This window comes from Homoserinimonas sp. A447 (assembly GCF_054489325.1).
This window is the reverse complement of sequence record NZ_JBTMWW010000001.1, coordinates 3,007,563-3,026,213: the sequence shown is the minus strand read 5'-3', so window position 1 is coordinate 3,026,213 and position 18,651 is coordinate 3,007,563. Positions and strand designations below refer to the sequence as shown.

Genomic DNA, 18,651 nt, shown 5'->3' with positions numbered 1-18,651 from the left:
GACAGGTCTCAGCTCAGCATTACCACCAGCGTGACAACGGCAAGCGCGAGAAAAGTCACTGGACTGGGAAGGCTGCGGTAGGCGCCTGCTTTCAGGTGCACCACGACCGCGCCGGTGAAGAACAAGACGAGACCGACGGCGGCTGCGACGCCGATTCCGGGCACCCCGAGGAGTCCTAATAGGAGCCCGGCGGCTCCGGCCGCCTGCAGGGCGGCCAGTACGGGAACCCACGGGTCGGCAACGTGGACTTCCTCGAAGTTGCCCACCACGAACTGCGCGCCGGCGAAAGTGGCAAGCGATATTCCGGCGTTGGCTGCAATGGCGATGAGGATGATGAGTACGTCGATCATCTGGGTTCTCGCATTTCTCGAAGGCGGGGCGTTGGTGCCCCTACTTCCACGACGACGTAGCGTGGAAAAACGTGAGGCCTCACGTTTAAGGGGCATGGTTCGTCATACGTTGTAGAGGCTTCAAGGAAGGGGAACGACCTCGTGAGCGCTGGGGAATCGGATCGCGGCCTGTTGCTGAATGTCGCCTACCGGCTGCTCGGTTCCGTGTCTGAGGCTGAGGATGCGGTTCAGGATGCCTACGCCCGCTGGTACGCGCTTCCGGATGACAGACGGCAGGAGGTCGACTCTCCCGCAGGCTGGCTGGTGACGGTGACCACCAGAATCTGCCTCGACATGCTCGGTTCCGCACGCGCGCGGAGGGAACGTTACGTCGGCGAGTGGCTTCCCGAGCCGGTGTCGGCCGCCGCACAGTGGACGAGCCAGGCGTCGTCCTGGCGAACGGATGACCCGGCCGACCGGGTCAGCCTCGACGAATCGCTGAGCATGGCCCTGCTGGTGGTGCTCGAATCGATGACCCCGGCGGAGCGGGTCGCGTTCGTGTTGCACGAGGTCTTCAGGTACAGCTTCGCCGAGGTCGGCGAGATCGTCGGCAGGTCGGCCGAGGCGTGCCGTCAGCTCGCCTCGTCGGCCCGGCGTCGCATCCGCAACAGCCGAGGCGACCACGTGTCAGCGCAGGAGCACGCGCAGGTCGTCTCTGTCTTCAAGGCAGCACTGGAAACTGGAGACCTCGCAGCGTTGATCAGCATTCTCGACCCGGATGCCACAGCAGTCCCCGACGGTGGAGGGCTCGTCAGCGCCGCCATCGAGCCGATCCGCGGGGGCGAGCAGGTCGCCCGTTACCTGCTCGCCCTGTACCAGCGGCAACCGGACCTGAACTTCGCGGTCACCACCGTGAACGGGCGGGCCGGGCTCACGGCGCAGGACCACGCAGGGCGCGTGCTCGCCGTCGCCTCGGTCGCGATCTCCGGGGGCCTGATCGAGCACATCTGGGTGACCCGCAACCCAGACAAGCTCACCGGCTGGTCGTGACCCACCACCTGCAGAAAATGTGCGCAGGCAGCGACGCGCAGGGCACAATGACACCATGGCCGCCAGAGTGAGCACGACCGACCGGGTGCATGCGCTGCTTCGTGAGGAGATCGTCAGCGGCGCGCTCGCGGGCGGCTCCCTGCACTCCATCTATGGGCTGGCCGAACGGTTGGAAGTCTCCCGTACCCCGGTGCGCGACGCCGTGCTGCGGTTGGCGGATGCCGGAATGGTCACCATCGAACGCAACCGCGGTGTGCGCATCCGCGGGGTCAGCGTGCAGGACATCCAGAAGGTGTTCGAGGCCCGACTGCTGCTGGAAGTGCCGGCCGCCGCTCACGCCGCCCGGCATGGAAGCGACGAGCTGCTGCAGGAACTGGGCGATCGCGCGCGCGGCCTGACCGGCGCTGTGGAGCAGCATGACGTGGGCGAGTTCACGAGGCTTGATCGCGAGCTTCATCGCGCGGTGATCCTGTCCACCGGCAATGAGCGGCTGGCCGGGATGGTGGAGTCCTTGCGGGATGTCACGCAGGCACACGGCGTCTCGACGATCGACCGTTCCCGCAGCATCCGGGACGTGCTGGTGGAGCACGTGCCCATCATCGATGCCATCCGCGCCAGGGACCCGGATGCCGCGGCGGCCCTGATGCGGGATCACCTCACGACGACCGCGCTCCTGCTCATGAGGCAGGTGGCGGCGGCGGCCGGGGAGGCGACGCCCCAGCACTGGGGGTCGACCCTAGCCCCGGCAGAGTGAACCGCGGTTCAGGCGAGGACGAGACTCCTGGGAATCGAGCCTGCAGCCTCCACCAACGCCGCCTTGTCGCATCCGGCACCGGCGAGCGCCTCGACCAGCAACCCCAGCGCCTCGGGCGGGGGCGGGCTGTCGGGTTGACCTGCATCGGAAGAGAGCACGAGCATGGATCCGGCTTCGCGAGCGACCTCCGCCAGCAGGTCGATATGCATTCCCGGTTGGTGCCACAGTTGGAAAGCAGTGATCTCCACGTGAACGCCACGCTCTGCCAACTCACCGATTTCCGCGGGGCTCATTCCCGGAACCGTATACGACGGATGCGTTAGGAGAATCCGTGAAATTCCCCGAGACTGTGCCTCGTCGACCAGCCAGATGCACTCCGTCCGGCTGACATGGCCGGTACACAGCACAGCATCATGTTCCGCGATCAGGTCCAGGATATGGCGAGCGCGCTGCGCCGTGCCGCCGTGACTGCTCACGAGCGGAGGCAATGATAACGCTCCAACCTCCAGCCTCAAGTCCAGGTCGCGGAGCCTCGGCAGCCCCGCCTGCTGTTGGGTATGAGAGTCCGCCGTGGGAAACCACACCATCCGCCCACCGCTGACCAAAGCCGCCGCCACGGCCGCCGGGTTGATTCCGCCAACCGCGTGGTTGAGAGCAACGCCTCCGACGATGTCCAGGGAGCTGCGCCGACTCAGCGCCGCAGCACGACCGACCGTCGGTTCATAATGGGACTTAAGCACGAACCCGGTGAAGCCCGCTGCCTCATACTGTGCGCAAATTTCGTCATCGAAGCCGATCCGGTCGATCACGTCGGGGGCGGCATGCACGTGGGCATCAAACACGGCTATCCCGGTCAGGGTCGGCGAGCAAGCTCGCAATCAGCTGTGGCCTGGCCTCTGCCAGCAGCGGAACATCGACTCTCAGTCGTCGCAGGGCGTCCAGGTCAAGTGTGGCGTGGATGATTTCAGTTCCGCTGCCGGCTTGAGCAAGCACTCGGCCCCACGGGTCAATGATCCTTGAACCGCCCCAGAAGTTGTGGCCGTCCTCTTCTCCTACCCGGTTGGCGAAAACCACGTAGCACTGAAGTATGCGTGCTGTGTGAGTGAGGATGAGCTCCCAGCTCTGCGCCGACTCGCTGGCCGAGTTGTCGCCGATGCTCGCGGTGGGGACGAGGAGCACTTCAGCGCCCGCGTGGGCGGCCAGCCACGGCATGACCGGATGCCACGCATCGTTGCAGATCAGAGTGGTGACAGCGACACCGTTCACGCTGGCTGGTTCCATGCGGTCGCCGGGCGCATACAGCAGGTGCTCGTTCCACGGTGCGTACGAGACCGGATGCAGTTTGCGCTGAACACGTCGAGCGGCCCCGAATAAGACGGACGAGTTGTAGGGCTGGCCGCCAGCATTTCTCTCGACCAGTCCGACACTCACCACGCTGCCGGACGCCGTGAGGACAGCCAGTCGTGGGTCGTCGACATCGAGCGCTGGGGGCAGTCGATCAGCATTGAACGCGTACCCGGAGACGGAGAGTTCGCAGGTGACGATGAGGTCGGCAGGCCCGGCAGCCGCGGCCAACTCGTGGATTTCGCGAAGGTTCTCGACGACGGCGCCGCGGACTGGCGCGGTCTGCAGGACCGCCACTGAAAGTGAAGTGGCGGTCCCGGGCATTACTCGGGAGGTAGTGGTCAAGCCGAGAGACCGTTTTCTTTCAGCCAGGCCGCAGCAACAGCCTCCGGGGACTGGCCATCGACATCGACGGATCCATTCAACGCCTGAAGCGACTCGTTAGTCAGCAATTCGGTCACGCCTGCCATGACCTCCTCGATCTCCGGGTGGGCGTCCAGCACGTCCTGCCTGACCGTCAGGGACAAGTTGTAGAACGGGAAGAAGTTCTTGTCGTCTTCGAGAACGATCAGGCCCAGCGCCGCGATCCTTCCGTCGGTGGCAAAAGCTTCACCGAAGTTGCACGGATTGCCGGTTGCGATCGAGTTGTAAATCGGGCCTTCTGCCAGCGTCGCGACCTTGTCCTGCGGCACATTGATACCGTACGACTTCTTGAGTCCCTCCCACCCGTCGTCACGCCCGAAGAATTCGGCTGCCCCGCAGAAGCTGGCTTCCTCCGGAGAGTTCATCGACAACGCTGCGTAGTCCGACAGCGTCTTCACCTTCAACCGATCGGCGGTTTCGGCACTCACCGCGATTGCGTAGGTATTGTTGGCGGATGCCGGTGGCAGCCACACGATCTGATTCTCCTCCAGGTCCATGTCGCGGACCTTCTCATACTGTTCTGTCGCGTCGGGCACGACCTCGGTCTGTGTCAGGTGGGCCGTCCAACCGGTTCCCGTGTATTCCCAGTAGAGATCGATGTCACCGCTTTCCTCGGCTGCACGGACGGTGGCCGACCCACTGAGACTGCAGACACGCTCAACGGTCGCACCTTGTGACTCGAGGCGCTGGGCGGTGATCTCGCATAGCACCAGCTGCTCGGTGAAGTCCTTGGACCCGACCGAGATGGTGACTCCGCTCAGCGGTCCGTCGACCTTCTCACCGGTCGACGTGTCACCCGGCGCATTGCCGCTGAGCGAACATCCGCTCAGAATGAGCGCGCTAGCGCCCACCATTGCCAGAAGGGCAGTTTTCCGCATGTCAATCTCCTTTGATCGTGATGGTGGTGAAACTAGACCTGCTATCAGAGGCCCTTCGGCCGTAGATATCGCTCGCCGACGCCAGCCAGCCAATCCACAAGGAGGGCAAGGGCGACAGTGAGCAGGCTTCCGACAACGAGCACCGGAAGACGATTGAGGACGATTCCGGTAGTGATGATGGACCCGAGTCCGCCGGCATTCGTGAATGTGGCAAGCGTTGCTACTCCGACATTGAGGATCAATGCAACCCGGATGCCGGCGAGGATCAGCGGCACTGCCAACGGCAGCTCGATGCCGCGGAGCACCATGCCCCGGGTCATGCCCATGCCGCGTCCGGCGTCAATCACTGTGGGGTCCACCTGCTGAATTCCCACCATTGTGTTGCGCAGCACCGGCAGGAGGGCGTAGGCGACCAGGGCGACCACCGCCATCCAGAAACCGACCCCGAACAGGATGGCAAGCAGCACCAGCACGCCGATTGACGGGATCGCCTGGCCTCCGCTGGCGAATGCCAGCACTGCAGGGCTAATGCGGCGAGCGACTCTCCGAGTAAGAAGGACTCCCAGTGGGATGCCGATAAGGATCGTTGCAATCGTCGAGACAACAACGAGGCCGACGTGCTCTCGAGTGGCGTCCAGGATCGTGGACGGAGCCAACGCTCGCGCCTCGATCGAGTCCAAGCTGGCGAGATTGATATAGAGAAAGACTCCGGCGATGATCGAAACAGCAATCGCAGGCAGCACCCAGAGACTGGCCGAGCGTTGCGTTCCGGAGGACCGCGTGGTCAGGACAGTGCTCATACCGGTACCTCTGCCGTATCGGCTGCCGCCAGCAACAACTCCTGGAGGCTGATCTCAATGGTCCCCTGTTCGACGGACGCAATGCTGATTCCGGCTGCGCGCCGGGTCAACGCTTGCTCAAGTGCGCCTTGCACCGTCATGTCTTCCGCAACGGTTATCGGGTTCATCACCGGTTCGGTGGCGCGAACCGCGTCTTTCCGGATGATGTCACCCACCGTGAGTAGGGAGAGCCGCCGGACTGCCGCGCCGGCACCCACGAATTCCGTAACGAATTCGTCAGCTGGATTGGTCAGGATCTCGAGGGGGGTTGCGAACTGCGCCACCCGCGAACTGTTGTCGAAGATGGCGATGCGATCACCAAGCCGCAGCGCCTCGTCAATGTCGTGGGTGACGAAGACGATCGTCTTCTCCAGGAGTTTCTGCAACCGCCGGAACTCATCCTGCAGCATCTTGCGGGCGATAGGGTCAACGGCAGCGAAGGGCTCATCCATCAGCATGATCGGCGGATCGGCAGCCAGTGCCCTGGCCACACCAACCCGCTGCTGCTGGCCGCCGGAAAGCTGGCGCGGATATCTGGCCCCGAATTGTGCCGGGTCGAGTCCGACCAGTGAAAGCAACTCGTCGGAGCGCTGACGACGCTGGTCCTGCGGCACTCCGTTCATCTTGGGCACGATTCCGACGTTGTCTGCGACAGTCAGATGCGGCAACAGCCCAACATGCTGGATGACATAGCCCATCCGCCTGCGCAGGATATCCGCATCCACGTGCGTGACGTCTTCACCGTCAATCCAGATCTTGCCAGTTGTCGGCTCGACGAGCCTGTTGATCATTCGCAGGGTCGTGGTCTTGCCGCAACCCGAAGGGCCGACGAAGACGACGAATTCGCCAGCGTTGATAGACAGCGACAGCTCGTTCACCGCCGCACGTTCTTGGTTCGGATAGTGCTTGGTAACGCCATCAAGCTGAATCATGGTGCCGGAATCTGGGGTGGATGCGTTAGACATTGAGACCTCGCGGTGTCGTGAGTTTTGCGGTGAGCAGGAAGATCAGATCGAGGGCGAGCGCGACCAAGACGACGCCGATAACGCCCGTGAGCACCTCGTTGAGAGCATTGGCACCGCCGATTCGAGCCAGGCCACGGAAGATGAGTTCACCCAGTCCTGGACCATTGACAGCGGCGGCAATGGCGGCTGTTGCAACCAGCATGATCGTCGCCACCCGAATCCCGTTGAGGATCACCGGCCAGGCCAGAGGTAGCACGATCGTGCTCAATCGTCGCCGGTTGCTCATGCCCAGGCCGCGTGCCGCGTCGATGATGGCTGGATCGACCCCGGCGATACCGGTGACCGTGTTCTGGAGGATCGGGAAGATGCCGTAAATGACGAGTGCGGCCAACGTCGGGCCGGCACCCAAACCGAATAACGGGATCATCAAAGCGAACAGGGCATATGACGGAATCGTCAACAGAGTGCCGGTCACCGAAAGCAACGCCCGACGGAGCATGGGTCGGGAGTCGGCCCAGAACCCAAGGCCGACTCCGATCACCGCAGCTGTTCCAACGCTGATCAGTACAACTTCGACATGCTGCTGCATGAGGAAGAGCACTTGACCGGCATTCGCCATCAGGTAGTCGACGATGGTCATACCGAGTTGACTTTCCCTGCTGCAGTGATGTTTGCGAAAGCAGTGGAAAAGAACCCGTCGAGACGATCGACAACACTTTGGAAGGTCGGGTTGTCGTCGAACATCCATTCCGTGTGACCGCGACCTTCGAGGAGCATCAGCTCCTTCGGCTCCTGCGCGGAGTCGTACATCAGCTGTGCCTCCTCGACTTTATGGAGCTGGTTGTCAGTCCCGTGCACAACCAGCAGCGGGCGCGGAGACAGCTTTGCGACCTGCTCCCGCGGCTGGAACTGCAGCAGGCGGTCTGCCGACTCGAGGGTGACTCCTGAGCCGAAACCGGGAGCCTGATACAGGGTCTCCCCGACGTAACCGTCTGTTCGCGGGTCAAGGTTGAGCCGGACGATGTCCCAGGGATCGGTGATCTCGGAGCGTCCATTTTTGGAGCGGTTACCACGGTCCTCCTGGACGCGGGTCAGCAGGCTGTTCCACGACACCTCATCGTGCATCTTGTGGGTGGACTCGTACCCATCGGCGATTCCGTTGCAACATGCAACGGCCTTGACTCTCTCATCGTCGCCCGCCTCGTAGACAACCACCCCGCCGCCCAGACCCCAGCCGAGCAGTCCGATCCGGTTCGCGTCGATGTCTGGATGAGCGGAGACCCGGTCCACTGCAGCCCGGACGTCCTCGGCCCATTCCTGCGGGATGAGCCTGCCGCGCTCGCCCTCGGAAAGCCCGAAACCCCGGTAATCGAACGCAAGCACCGCAAAGCCACGGGGCCCGAGCGTGCGGGCGAAACGCTCCGGGTGAATGACCTTCAGCCCTTGGTACCCGCTGCACGGGATGATCACCGGATATGGCGCACCCGTGCCATCGTCGTCCGGCAGGTACAGGTCGGCATCCAATCGCAGCCGAGAGCTGAAGAAGGGTAGTGGGATACGGCGCATATGATCCTCCAAGATCGTTGTTGTGCGGTTGGTGGTCGGAAATGGCGGTACGCCTTAGTCGTAGACGAGTGCGGCGGAGAGTTTGGTGGCCGTGGCGACCACATGGGATGCGATCTGTTTGAGCTGCGGCTTCACCCGAAAAGTTGGACCTGACACGTTGACGGCAGCGACGATGCGGTCATGGCCATCGTGGACCGGAGCAGCGATGCCCATCAGGTCCGGTTCGAAAAGGCCATCTGCCACTGCGTATCCCCTCGAACGGGCCACGGCAATTGCATCGATGATCTTCTGCGTCTCCGGGCGGGTGAAATCGTGAAGTTCGTCGAGAACGCTCGCAATGTGTGCGTCATCGTGCTTCATCACCAGCGCGATGCCCGACGAGGTATTCCAGATTGGAACCAGGCGGCCCACCCAACCAACCGCTTCGAGTGATCGGGTCGAGCTCTCGGTGTGAACGGTGAGCACTTGCTGGCCGCTCAAGACACTGAGGTGCGCGCGATCGCGCACGGTCCCTGCAAGTACTCGCAGCAATGGGATTCCAGCGCGAATGAGGCGCTGATCGCCCGCCTGCGCCATCAGGGTGAACAGTCGCCAGCTCAGCCGGAACCGTCCCGTCTCGTCGCGCTCCACCAATCCGGACTCTGCAAGGCCTTTGAGTTGCCGGGAAGCCACTGACTTGTCCCGGCCGAGTGCGCGTGCAACTTCGGCGACAGTCATACCGTCGGGTGAGCGGTGATCGGCAGCACTGAGAATCTCCAGCGTTGCCATCACCTTCGAGGCTCCATCGCCTCGGGCAGTTCGTTCGGCCATAGGCAGACCCTGACAGCCGCGAACAAACAGCGCAACGATGAGTTGCAGTTATTGCAACGCAGCTCCTAGGTGGCCGCGGACTGGTAGTAGCATGCTACTCATGTCGATTGCCAGCATCTCCCCTCGATCCGAAGCCGCGGAACGCAGCGAGCTGTCGAGGCTGCTTGAGCAGAAGCTGCCCGGCAAGGTCGACTCCGGCAGCAGGCGGCGCGCCGAATACTCCACCGACGCCTCCAACTACCGCGTCGTACCCGAGGTCGTCATCTTCCCCAGCGAGACCGACGACATCCTCGCGGCGCTGGAGGTCGCCCGCACAACAGGCACACCCGTCACCATGCGCGGCGGAGGCACCTCGGTCGCCGGCAACGCGGTCGGTCCCGGCATCGTCATGGACCTCTCCCGGTCCTTCAACCGGATCATCGACGTCGATCCTGAGGCGCGCACCGCTCGCGTGCAGCCCGGCGTCGTGCAGGGGGCGCTGCAGAAGGCGGCCGCCCCGCACGGCCTCCGCTTCGGGCCGGACCCCTCCACCTGGGCGCGCTGCACCATCGGCGGGATGATCGGCAACAACGCCTGCGGCTCCCACTCGCTGCAATTCGGCCGCACCGCCGACAATGTGCTCGAACTGGACGTCGTCGACGGCAGCGGCAAACGGTTCGTGGCAGGGCAGTCCCTGGAGCAAGTGGTCGGCCTCGACACGTTCGTCAGCGACAACCTCGGCCTGATCCGCACCGAACTCGGCACCTTCGGCCGGCAGGTCTCCGGCTACTCACTCGAGCACCTGCTCCCCGAGAACGGACGCAACCTGGCACGTGCGCTGGTCGGCACCGAGGGCACCTGCGTGTCGGTGCTCGAAGCCACCGTGCGGCTCGTCGACACGCCGCTCGCCCCCTTCCTGGTGGTGCTCGGCTACCCCGATATGCCTTCAGCAGCGGATGCGGTGCCCACCCTGCTGACGCACCGCCCCGGTGCGATCGAAGGGCTGGATGCCCGGCTTGTCGACGCCGTGCGCAACTCGCAGGGAGACACTGCGGTCGCCGACCTGCCCCGCGGCGCCGGCTGGCTGCTCATCGAGCTGTCGGGAAGCGATGAGGCTGAGACGTTCGACCGCGCCGAGAAGCTGGCCGCAGCATCCGGAGCGCTTGACCACCGCATCATCCCGCCGGGGGCCGAGGCTAAATCGATCTGGCGCATCCGCGAGGACGGCGCCGGACTCGCCGGCCGCACACCGGCGGGGAAGCAGGCGTGGCCCGGATTCGAGGACGCCGCCGTGCCGCCGGAGAACCTGGGCGCCTACCTGCGGGAGTTCGACGAACTGACCGCCAGCCACGGCGTCGAAGGCATGCCGTACGGCCACTTCGGTGACGGCTGCATCCACGTGCGCCTCGACATCCCGCTGGAGCGGGACGGCAGCGCCCTGCGATCGCTGATGGAGGATGCCGGACGACTGGTTGCCAGGCACGGAGGATCCCTCTCCGGGGAGCACGGCGACGGACGAGCCCGTAGCGAGCTGCTGCCGCTGATGTACTCCGCAGAACTCATTACCGCGTTCGCCGGCTTCAAGAACCTGTTCGACCCGCGCGACCTGATGAACCCCGGCGTACTGGTGCGGCCGCAGCCGATCGACCGGAACCTGCGCCGCCCCGCCGCGCTGCCGCTGGTACGGGTGAACGGGTTCGCGTTCACCCACGACGAAGGCGACTTCACCAAGGCCGTTCATCGCTGCGTCGGCATCGGCAAGTGCCGTGCCGATAACACGGCAGCCGGCGGCTTCATGTGCCCGTCGTACCTGGCCACCGGCGACGAGAAGGATTCCACCCGCGGGCGGGCCCGGGTGCTGCAGGAGATGGCGAACGGCACGCTGGTCACCGGTGGCTGGAAGTCGCCGGAAGTACACGACGTGCTCGACCTCTGCCTGTCCTGCAAGGCCTGCGCCAGCGACTGCCCCGCCGGTGTGGACATGGCGGCGTACAAGTCGGAGGTACTGCACCGCACCTACGAGGGGCGGATGCGCCCGATCACCCATTACGTGCTGGGCTGGCTGCCACGCTGGGCACGACTGGTGGCACCGGTGTCGCGCCTCGCCAACGCGGCCTTGGGCATCCGCCCCCTGCAGAAGCTGGTGCTCTGGGCTGGCGGCATGGACACCCGTCGCTCGATCCCTCGCTTCGCCGACAGGTCGTTCAGCCGGTCGAAGGGACGCCCGGCCGCGACCGGCACCTCGAAGAAACAGGTTCTCGTCTGGGTGGACTCCTTCTCGGACAACTTCACGCCCGACATCGCCCGCGCCGCCATCACCGTGCTGGAGTCGGCCGGCTACGAGGTCATCGCGCCGGCCAACCCGGTCTGCTGCGGCCTGACCTGGATCACCACCGGCCAGCTCACCGGCGCCCGCCGCATCCTGTCGAACCTCATCGACCAGTTTCATCCGGTCGTGGCACGAGGCATTCCGATTGTCGGGCTGGAGCCGTCGTGCACGGCCGTGTTGCGTTCAGACCTGCGCGAGCTGTTCGCCGATGACCCGCGCGCCACGGCGATCTCCGATGGCACCTACACGCTGGCCGAACTGCTCACGGCGCCGGCCCCGCTCGGCCCCGAGAACTGGACCCCGCCCCGCCTCGACGGGCAGGAGCTCGTCGTTCAGCCGCATTGCCACCACCACGCGGTCATGGGCTACGGCACCGACCTGGCCTACCTGGAGACCCTGGGTGCCGAGGTCACCGAATTGAGCGGATGCTGCGGGCTGGCGGGCAACTTCGGCATGGAGAAGGGGCACTACGAGGTCTCGGTGGCGGTAGCCGAGAACGCGCTGCTCCCCGCACTGCGAGCGGCATCGCCCGGGTCGACGCTCCTCGCCGACGGGTTCTCCTGCCGCACGCAGGCGACCCAGTTGGGCGGGGTGGACGGCGTGCACCTGGCCGAGCTGCTCGCGGAGGCGCTGAAGCGGGGCTAGCCGCTCCCCAGAACCGGCTCGCGAACGGTAGCGTGCCACTATCCCGTTGATCGGACAAGATTGGACACCCCAGTGGACCTCATCCCCCAATGGGAGCTTCGCGCCCGTTTCGCCCAGGCGCTCTCCGACCTGTATGGCACGGAAGTTCCGGCGTACACGACGCTCGTCGACGTCTCGCAGGAGGTGAACCGCGACTTCGTGGCGGCGAACCCCGACACCGCAGACCGGTTCGGCAGCATCGACCGGGTGACGGCTGAGCGCCACGGTGCCATCCGCGTGGGGAGTCCGCGTGAACTCGCCCAGGTCGCCCGCGTCTTCGGGGCGATCGGCATGGAGCCGGTGGGGTTCTACGACCTGCGGGACGCCAAGCCCAACCCGATCCCGGTGGTGTCGACGGCGTTCCGCCCGATCGACCGCGACGAACTGGCCCGCAACCCGTTCCGGGTCTTCACCTCCCTCCTGGTCCCTGAGGACCGCCGGTTCTTCTCCCCAGAACTGGAACAACAGCTCACCGACTTCATCGGCGCACGCACCCTGTTCTCCGACGAACTGCTGGAGATCGCCGACCGGTCCAGCAGCAGGCGGGGGTTGAACACCAGCGACGCTGACCGCTTCATCGAGTTGGCGACGGCAGCATTCGCGCTGTCGCCGGAGCCAGTGGACCGGGCCTGGTACGAAGCGCTGGATGCGATCTCCAGCGTCGCCGCGGATATCGGCGGCGTGGCATCCACCCACATCAACCACCTCACTCCGCGCGTTCTCGACATCGACGAGCTGTACCGGCGGATGAGCGAGCGCGGCATCCAGATGATCGATGCCATTCAGGGTCCACCGCGGTGGGATGGTCCTGACCTCCTGCTGCGCCAGACCTCCTTCCGGGCTCTGGCCGAACCACGGGCATTCCGGGAACCGGACGGATCGACCAGCACCGGCGACCTGCGAGTCCGTTTCGGCGAGGTGGAGGCCCGCGGCATTGCGCTGACCCAGTCGGGCCGAGACCACTACGACTCCATGGTCGCGGAGGTCGACGCCCGCCAGACCGCCAGCGGCAGGCCGCGCCCCGAGGTGGCGCGGGAAGTCTGGGGTGAACTCTGCGCGGCAACCGAGCGGGAGCTGCTCGAACGTGACCACGCCTTCTTCAACTTCACCGTAGTCCAGGCCGGTGCCGAGGGCGCGCCAACCGACCTGCTCGCCCTGCTCGATGGTGGCTGGCTCGTCGCCGAACCGATCGTCTACGAGGACTTCCTGCCACGTTCGGCTGCCGGCATTTTCGCCTCAAACCTGTCGGGCGACGGCAGCGTCGACTCTTCAGCGCGCATCGCCGTACGAGACCTGCCTTGGATGTCAGAGCAGCTCGGCGTGCCGGTGCGTGACCCCTATGCGCTGTACTCCGCGGAACGCCAGTCATCGTTCCAGTCGGCCGTGACCGCGCTCGGTTTCGACCCTGAATCCGTCAGCACTCCCTGGGACACCGTGCGCTGACCACGTCAGCCGTTGGTGAGCACCTCGTCGAGCGCGTCGACGAAGAAGTCCGCACTGGCACGGCTGAGACACATGGGTGGCTTCACCTTCAGCACGTTCTGACGTTCCGAGGTGGGCTGCATGATCACCCCGAGTTGCAGTAGTCGCTCACAGACCGCCTCCGTCTCCAGGGTCGCCGGCTCCAGGGTGTCTGGATCCCGCACCAGTTCGATACCGAGGTACAGCCCCATCCCGTGAACCGCCCCGATGACCGGATGCCGTTCGGCCAGTTCACGCAGCCTTGCCACCAGGTGGTCGCCGACCTCGGCAGCGTTGGCTTGTAGCCCTTCGTCCCGGATGACATCCAGCACCGCGAGACCGGCCGCACAGCTCACCGGGCTACCACCGGCCGAGGAGAAGAAGTTTCCCTCCCGCGACAGGGACTCGGCGATCTCCTTGCGGGTGATCACCGCACCGAGCGGGTAGCCGTTGCCCATCGCCTTGGCGATGGTGATGATGTCGGGCACAACTCCCTGCTGCTCGACACCCCAGAAATGGTGGCCGAGGCGGCCGTAGCCAACCTGCACCTCGTCGGCGATGCACAGTCCGCCGCGCTCGCGCACCTCCTCGTACGCACCGGCCAGGTACCCGTCGGGCAGCACCACACCGCCCGCGTTACCGAGGATCGACTCGCAGATGAACGCGGCCGGGTCTCGGCCCGCGTCGACCATCCCGTCCAGCTGGTCGCGAAGGTCATCGAGATAGCGCTCGGCGCTGTCGGCACCGCGGTACTTGCCGCGGTAGGAGTTCGGGACCTCTGCCACCTCGACCCAGTCCGGACGGTTCGCCAGCGCGAACGGATTGTCGTAGGCCGAGGTAGTGACGGCATCCGCCCCCATCGACCAGCCGTGGTATGCCTCCCGCAACGCGACCACCGGACGTCGGCCGGTGTGCACCTGGGCGAGGCGCAGCGCGAGGTCGACAGCCTCGGTGCCGCTGTTGACCAGCAGCACTGTGTCGAGCGACGGGTCTGGCGCGAGTTCGACCAGCCGCTCACTCAGGTCGGCGAGCGCGCGGTACAGGAATCGCGAGTTGGTGTTCAGCAGCGCGAGTTGGTCGGCGATCGCCTTCACCTGGCGGGGGTGGCTGTGCCCGATCGCGGCGACGTTGTTCACCATGTCCAGGTAGACGCGTCCGTCTGCCCCGATCAGGTGCTCCTTCCAGCCGCGCTCGATCTGCGGCGGTCTCAGGTAGTACCGCTCCTGCGCGCTGGCGAAAATGTGGGACCGCCGCTCAAGCTCGGCGTCGGCGTCGAACGGGTTCGGCGCTGGGGCGAGGCCGATGCTGGTCGCCGGGTCGGTGACCGCCTTCCACTCCTTTGCTGCGGATGGCGCGACGAAGGTCGGCACCTCCGCCTGGCCTGCCGCTACCCGCTGCACCCGCAGCCTGCCCAGTCCGTCGCGTTGGTCGCGGAGGGTGCCGAGCGACTCCCCCACCGCCACGTGGTCGCCTACCGCCACGGTCGGGTTGAGGCCCGACAACCTCAATTCCGACCCGTCCACGGAGAGGCGCACCGTGTCATCCGTCACCAGCAGCACATCAGTGTCCTGCGGTGCGAGCACGTCGGTGTTAGCCGCCGCGAACAACTCCCACGCCAGGGCGAGCGTCTCCGGTTCGGTGGTCGAGTTCGCAACCGAGCGCGTCAACCGACACTGGCCGTAGGGAGCGGCAGCAACGGATGCCCTGGTCAGAGCGTCCGTGGCGATGGCCCACTCGGCATCCGGTTGCAGCCAGCCGCCCTCGTTCACCTGGGGGGAAGTCACCGAGAAGTCCAGGAGTTCGACCTTCCCGGCCAGCAGTCGGCCCGAGCGGCCTAGTGCCGCGCGGATCGCCTCCTCCGCTTCGCCCCAGTCCAGGCTCGTCGCCATCTGGAACTGCTGCCACTCGTGGTCGGTTCGTTCGGCGGCGTAGTCGTTGCCCGCCTCCAGGCCGACCTGGTGTTCACCGCTCACCACCAGCACGGCGGCCCGCAGCACCACGAGCGGCCAGAGGGCGACGACCTCGTCGTCGGCGAGCGACACCTCACGGTTGAAGGCAGCCACGACCGCGAGCGCTGACCGAGCGTCGTCAACATGGTGGAGTACAGACACGAGCGTCACCGCGAGCTCGGCCACCAGCCAACTGTTGGCGAGGTCGCCGAAGTCGATGACGCCGGTTGGGATCAACACCCCGTCGCGGTCTTCACCGAGCACGTTGTCGTCGGTCACATCGCCGTGGATGGGCTGCACGCGCAGGCGGTCGCTGACCCTGCCGAGCCGCCGGGCGGCGGCTTCGGCTGCGGAGGCGACCACCTCGCGACGGCCGACATCCGCCACACTGTCGATCAGGCGGTCGATGACGCGGGTGGCACTGCGGAGGTCCCACTGCAGCTTGCGGTCCAGGCCCTCGCTCTCGAAGTCGGCGAGGCCGCGGGCGACAGTTCCGCAGATGGCACCGAGGCCGTCCAACTGCTCGTCGCTGAAGGTCGTGGCGCTGGCGAGTGGCACACCGTCGAGGTAGCTCAACATCCGCACGCTCTGCGAATCATCCTCCCGCTGCCATTGCTGGCGGGTCATTCCGTCGAGGCCGGCAATCGGCTGGGGAACGCGGACCCCACGCTCGGCCAGGTGCACCAGCGCAGCATCCTGGGCGAGCAGTTCCTGCTCGGAGAACGCGCCGTTGTCGACCTTGAACAGGTAGCCCTCGGCCTCTGCCTCGATGAGGAAGTTGCGGTCCTGGTTGCTGCCCAGCTCGCGGGCGGTCCCGACAATGCCGAACAGTTCAGCAGCAGCCGCCTCAGCGTCGGCTGGCCTAACGTTCGGCCGGGTGAGTTCTCGCCCGTCGAAGAAGTCGAAGGTTGTCACTGCCGGCTCCTTCGACTCTGGTGTGGCGTCAGGACTTGTTCACGCGCCCTCGCACCCAGCCCACGATAGCGGTGGCGATGAACAGGATGATGCCGAAAACGGCGAGCCAGAACAGTCCCTCGATCACGAATCCCAGAACCGAGACGGCCAGCCAGATGATGAGCAGTATGACGATGATGGTCCACATGCCCCACACGATACGGCGGTGCTCCCGAACATGCACGAGAGAATAGGAGAATGGCCCTCCCCACAACCGACACGATCGTGACCTACCCCGCCGGAGCGACGGGCGGCACGGCGACCGTGCTGCACACCGAATTGCTCGACGACGGGCTGACCGCGGTGCTGCTGGATGCGACGCCGTGTCACCCCGTGGACGCCGGCTGGCCAGACCAGGGACCCGACCGCGCCACCATCGCCTGGGGCCCGACGACCGCCGACGTGATGAACTGCGTGGTCGGGGCAACCGACGGCACGCAGCTGCATCTCGGGGCGGACATCCCGGTGCGCAAGGGCACGGAGGGCTGGGCTTTCGTGGTGGCGCACCTGCTCGAGGTCGCGCCGCCGGAGGGACAGGAGGTCACTGTGGCGGTCGACGCCGGCTATCGCCGCGAGCTCTCACTCGGCCACACCGCCTGCCACCTCGCCTCGCTGGCGCTCAACCGGGCCCTCGCCGACCGCTGGACGAAGGAGGCACCGACGGATGCCCTCGGCTCACCGGACTTCGATCAGGCCGCGAACGACACGTCGACGATCGTGCAGAACGGGTCGTTCGATACGTATCGCCTCAACAAGTCCCTGCGCCGCAAGGGGTTCGTCACCGACGGTTTCGCGGAAGCGCTGCCCGCGGTGACGGATGCGGTCAACGCCCAACTCGCATCCTGGGTCGCCGCCGGCGCACCGGTGCGCATCGATCGCGACGGCGAACTGCTCACCGATCGCCGCCAGTGGGTGTGCTCCCTGCCCGACGGTGAGGCGATGATCCCCTGCGGCGGAACGCACGCATCCGCTCTCTCAGAGATCGGCGACCTGCGGGTGACCCTTTCCCTGGACACCGCCGAGGGCACCCCCGTCTTCACGATGCGCACCGCCACAACCTGACCCCCGCCTTTCCCCCGCCGCTTTGAGGGCTCCTTTCGGACATCCGCAGCGAATGAAGGAAGTTTTTTCGGCGTAGCGGCGATTTCTCCTGCTTTCGCGACAGCACCGGCTAGCGGCGGATGCGCCTCCGCTGCCAGAATTGCCGAAGTGGGAGGCCGGACGATGCGAGCAGCGCTGCGGATGTGCGCGGCAGTGACCATACTCGTCGCCCTGGCTGGGTGCACGACCCAGCATCCCGAATCGCCCCCGCCGTCGCCGTCGCCCACAGCCACGAGCACGACGCCCGTCGCGCCACCACCATCCACCGGCCCGTTCAACCAGGAACTCCACGACGAACTGGTTGCGATGCTGCAGCGCGACCAGGCACCGGACGGCGGCGGGGAAAGCAGTCAGACCCGCACCGACCGTCTCGAGCAGATCATTCTCGAGTTCGGCTGGCCCACCATCGCCCTGGTCGGAGACGACGGCGAGGAGGCGGCCTGGGCGATTGCGCAGCATTCCGACCTCGACCCGGAGTTCCAGCGGTTCGCCTTGGAGCAATTGCGCAAAGCGGTTGACGTCGACCAGGCCTCCCCAGGCAACCTCGCCTACCTGGAAGACCGGGTCGCCGCCGGCGCCGGCGAGCCGCAGACCTATGGCACCCAGATGAGGTGCGGGCCGGACGGGCCAGAGCCGGCAACCCCGATCGAGGACGAGGCAGGCCTGGAGCAGCGGCGAGCGGATGCCGGACTCGACCCGTTCGCCGACTACCTTCTCGAGATGACCGCAATCTGCGCCGAAGTCCCGGAGTAGAACTACGGAGCCTGCTGACCGTTCTCGCCCGCGCCGGAGATGTTCACCAGCCATCTGACGCCGAACTTGTCGATGCACATGCCGAAGCTGTCACCCCACGGCGCCTCGACGAGTGGTTCGAGAATTGTGCCGCCATCGATGAGCTTCTCCCAGTAGCCGCGCAGTTCGGCATCGTCGCCGCCGCTCAATGACACCGAGTAGTTCGTTCCGGGCTGGTATTCCATCACGCTCGGGGTGTCCGACCCCATGAGGGTGTAGCCGCTCTCGGTTTCGAGCTGCCCGTGCATGATCAGCTCTTGTTCCGCCGGGTCTTCGCTGGCCTGCAGCTCCGCGAAGGTGCTCAGGGTCAGGTCACCGCCGAAAACGGATTGATAGAACTCCATCGCCTGCCGCGCGTTGTCGCGGAATCCCAGATAGGGGTTGAGCCTGGTTGCCATGATGTGCTCCCTGTCGGTCGAGGTTGCTGCCCATTATCGGCCTGTC

18 protein-coding genes are annotated in these 18,651 nt (G+C 65.6%); 6 read left to right on the top strand and 12 right to left on the bottom strand.

The features are described 5' to 3' along the window. Positions 1-8 precede the first annotated feature (8 nt). Positions 9-350 (bottom strand): DoxX family protein, encoded by a 342-nt coding sequence (locus ACX3O0_RS15000; RefSeq protein ID WP_459108250.1) that lies wholly within the window; start codon positions 348-350, stop codon positions 9-11. A 141-nt stretch (positions 351-491) separates the two neighbouring features. On the opposite strand from ACX3O0_RS15000, the gene sigJ reads away from it, so the two are divergent. Both sigJ and ACX3O0_RS14990 read left to right on the top strand, forming a co-directional pair. Further along, complete coding sequence (gene sigJ / locus ACX3O0_RS14995; protein ID WP_459108249.1) at positions 492-1,379, top strand: RNA polymerase sigma factor SigJ; 888 nt, start codon at positions 492-494, stop codon at positions 1,377-1,379. A 55-nt stretch (positions 1,380-1,434) separates the two neighbouring features. After that, positions 1,435-2,133: a GntR family transcriptional regulator gene (locus ACX3O0_RS14990; RefSeq protein WP_459108248.1), complete on the top strand. Its 699-nt coding sequence runs from the start codon at positions 1,435-1,437 to the stop codon at positions 2,131-2,133. Positions 2,134-2,141: 8 nt separating this feature from the next. On the opposite strand, the gene ACX3O0_RS14985 is transcribed toward ACX3O0_RS14990, so the two are convergent. Genes ACX3O0_RS14985 through ACX3O0_RS14950 form a run of 8 tightly spaced genes read right to left on the bottom strand, consistent with a single transcriptional unit; the run spans position 2,142 to position 8,916 of the window. After that, complete coding sequence (locus ACX3O0_RS14985) at positions 2,142-2,975, bottom strand: DUF6282 family protein (RefSeq protein ID WP_459108247.1); 834 nt, start codon at positions 2,973-2,975, stop codon at positions 2,142-2,144. Continuing rightward, positions 2,968-3,774 (bottom strand): carbon-nitrogen hydrolase family protein, encoded by an 807-nt coding sequence (locus ACX3O0_RS14980; protein WP_459108246.1) that lies wholly within the window; start codon positions 3,772-3,774, stop codon positions 2,968-2,970. Before ACX3O0_RS14980 ends, ACX3O0_RS14985 begins: the two co-directional genes overlap by 8 nt. 44 nt (positions 3,775-3,818) lie before the next feature. Further along, positions 3,819-4,778, bottom strand: coding sequence for a glycine betaine ABC transporter substrate-binding protein (locus ACX3O0_RS14975; RefSeq protein ID WP_459108245.1), 960 nt, complete (start codon positions 4,776-4,778; stop codon positions 3,819-3,821). A 44-nt stretch (positions 4,779-4,822) separates the two neighbouring features. Next, positions 4,823-5,578, bottom strand: a complete 756-nt coding sequence (locus ACX3O0_RS14970) for an ABC transporter permease (protein WP_459108244.1) — start codon at positions 5,576-5,578, stop codon at positions 4,823-4,825. Then, positions 5,575-6,549 (bottom strand): ABC transporter ATP-binding protein, encoded by a 975-nt coding sequence (locus tag ACX3O0_RS14965; protein WP_459108243.1) that lies wholly within the window; start codon positions 6,547-6,549, stop codon positions 5,575-5,577. The genes ACX3O0_RS14970 and ACX3O0_RS14965 overlap by 4 nt, the downstream gene beginning before the upstream one ends. A gap of 25 nt (positions 6,550-6,574) precedes the next feature. Continuing rightward, positions 6,575-7,222, bottom strand: coding sequence for an ABC transporter permease (locus tag ACX3O0_RS14960; protein ID WP_459108242.1), 648 nt, complete (start codon positions 7,220-7,222; stop codon positions 6,575-6,577). Then, positions 7,219-8,148, bottom strand: coding sequence for an alpha/beta hydrolase (locus tag ACX3O0_RS14955; protein WP_459108241.1), 930 nt, complete (start codon positions 8,146-8,148; stop codon positions 7,219-7,221). The genes ACX3O0_RS14960 and ACX3O0_RS14955 overlap by 4 nt, the downstream gene beginning before the upstream one ends. 54 nt (positions 8,149-8,202) lie before the next feature. Next, a complete protein-coding gene (locus ACX3O0_RS14950; RefSeq protein WP_459108491.1) occupies positions 8,203-8,916 on the bottom strand; it encodes an IclR family transcriptional regulator in 714 nt (237 codons plus the stop codon). 142 nt (positions 8,917-9,058) lie between these two features. Here ACX3O0_RS14950 and ACX3O0_RS14945 point away from each other — a divergent pair, with 142 nt between their 5' ends. Then, positions 9,059-11,911, top strand: coding sequence for an FAD-binding and (Fe-S)-binding domain-containing protein (locus tag ACX3O0_RS14945; protein ID WP_459108240.1), 2,853 nt, complete (start codon positions 9,059-9,061; stop codon positions 11,909-11,911). Positions 11,912-11,983: 72 nt separating this feature from the next. Further along, on the top strand, positions 11,984-13,393 hold the full coding sequence (hglS, locus tag ACX3O0_RS14940; protein ID WP_459108239.1) for a 2-oxoadipate dioxygenase/decarboxylase: 1,410 nt from the start codon (positions 11,984-11,986) through the stop codon (positions 13,391-13,393). A 5-nt stretch (positions 13,394-13,398) separates the two neighbouring features. Here hglS and ACX3O0_RS14935 read toward each other — a convergent pair whose 3' ends face one another. Together ACX3O0_RS14935 and ACX3O0_RS14930 are read right to left on the bottom strand one after the other, a co-directional pair. Next, positions 13,399-16,275 (bottom strand): aminotransferase, encoded by a 2,877-nt coding sequence (locus ACX3O0_RS14935; RefSeq protein ID WP_459108238.1) that lies wholly within the window; start codon positions 16,273-16,275, stop codon positions 13,399-13,401. Positions 16,276-16,303: 28 nt separating this feature from the next. After that, complete coding sequence (locus tag ACX3O0_RS14930; protein WP_459108237.1) at positions 16,304-16,462, bottom strand: hypothetical protein; 159 nt, start codon at positions 16,460-16,462, stop codon at positions 16,304-16,306. A 50-nt stretch (positions 16,463-16,512) separates the two neighbouring features. On the opposite strand from ACX3O0_RS14930, the gene ACX3O0_RS14925 reads away from it, so the two are divergent. Together ACX3O0_RS14925 and ACX3O0_RS14920 are read left to right on the top strand one after the other, a co-directional pair. Continuing rightward, positions 16,513-17,376, top strand: coding sequence for a metal-dependent hydrolase (locus tag ACX3O0_RS14925; protein ID WP_459108236.1), 864 nt, complete (start codon positions 16,513-16,515; stop codon positions 17,374-17,376). Between the two features lie 162 nt (positions 17,377-17,538). Continuing rightward, on the top strand, positions 17,539-18,168 hold the full coding sequence (locus tag ACX3O0_RS14920) for a DUF6624 domain-containing protein (protein WP_459108235.1): 630 nt from the start codon (positions 17,539-17,541) through the stop codon (positions 18,166-18,168). 2 nt (positions 18,169-18,170) lie between these two features. On the opposite strand, the gene ACX3O0_RS14915 is transcribed toward ACX3O0_RS14920, so the two are convergent. Next, complete coding sequence (locus tag ACX3O0_RS14915; protein ID WP_459108234.1) at positions 18,171-18,605, bottom strand: VOC family protein; 435 nt, start codon at positions 18,603-18,605, stop codon at positions 18,171-18,173. Positions 18,606-18,651 lie beyond the last annotated feature (46 nt).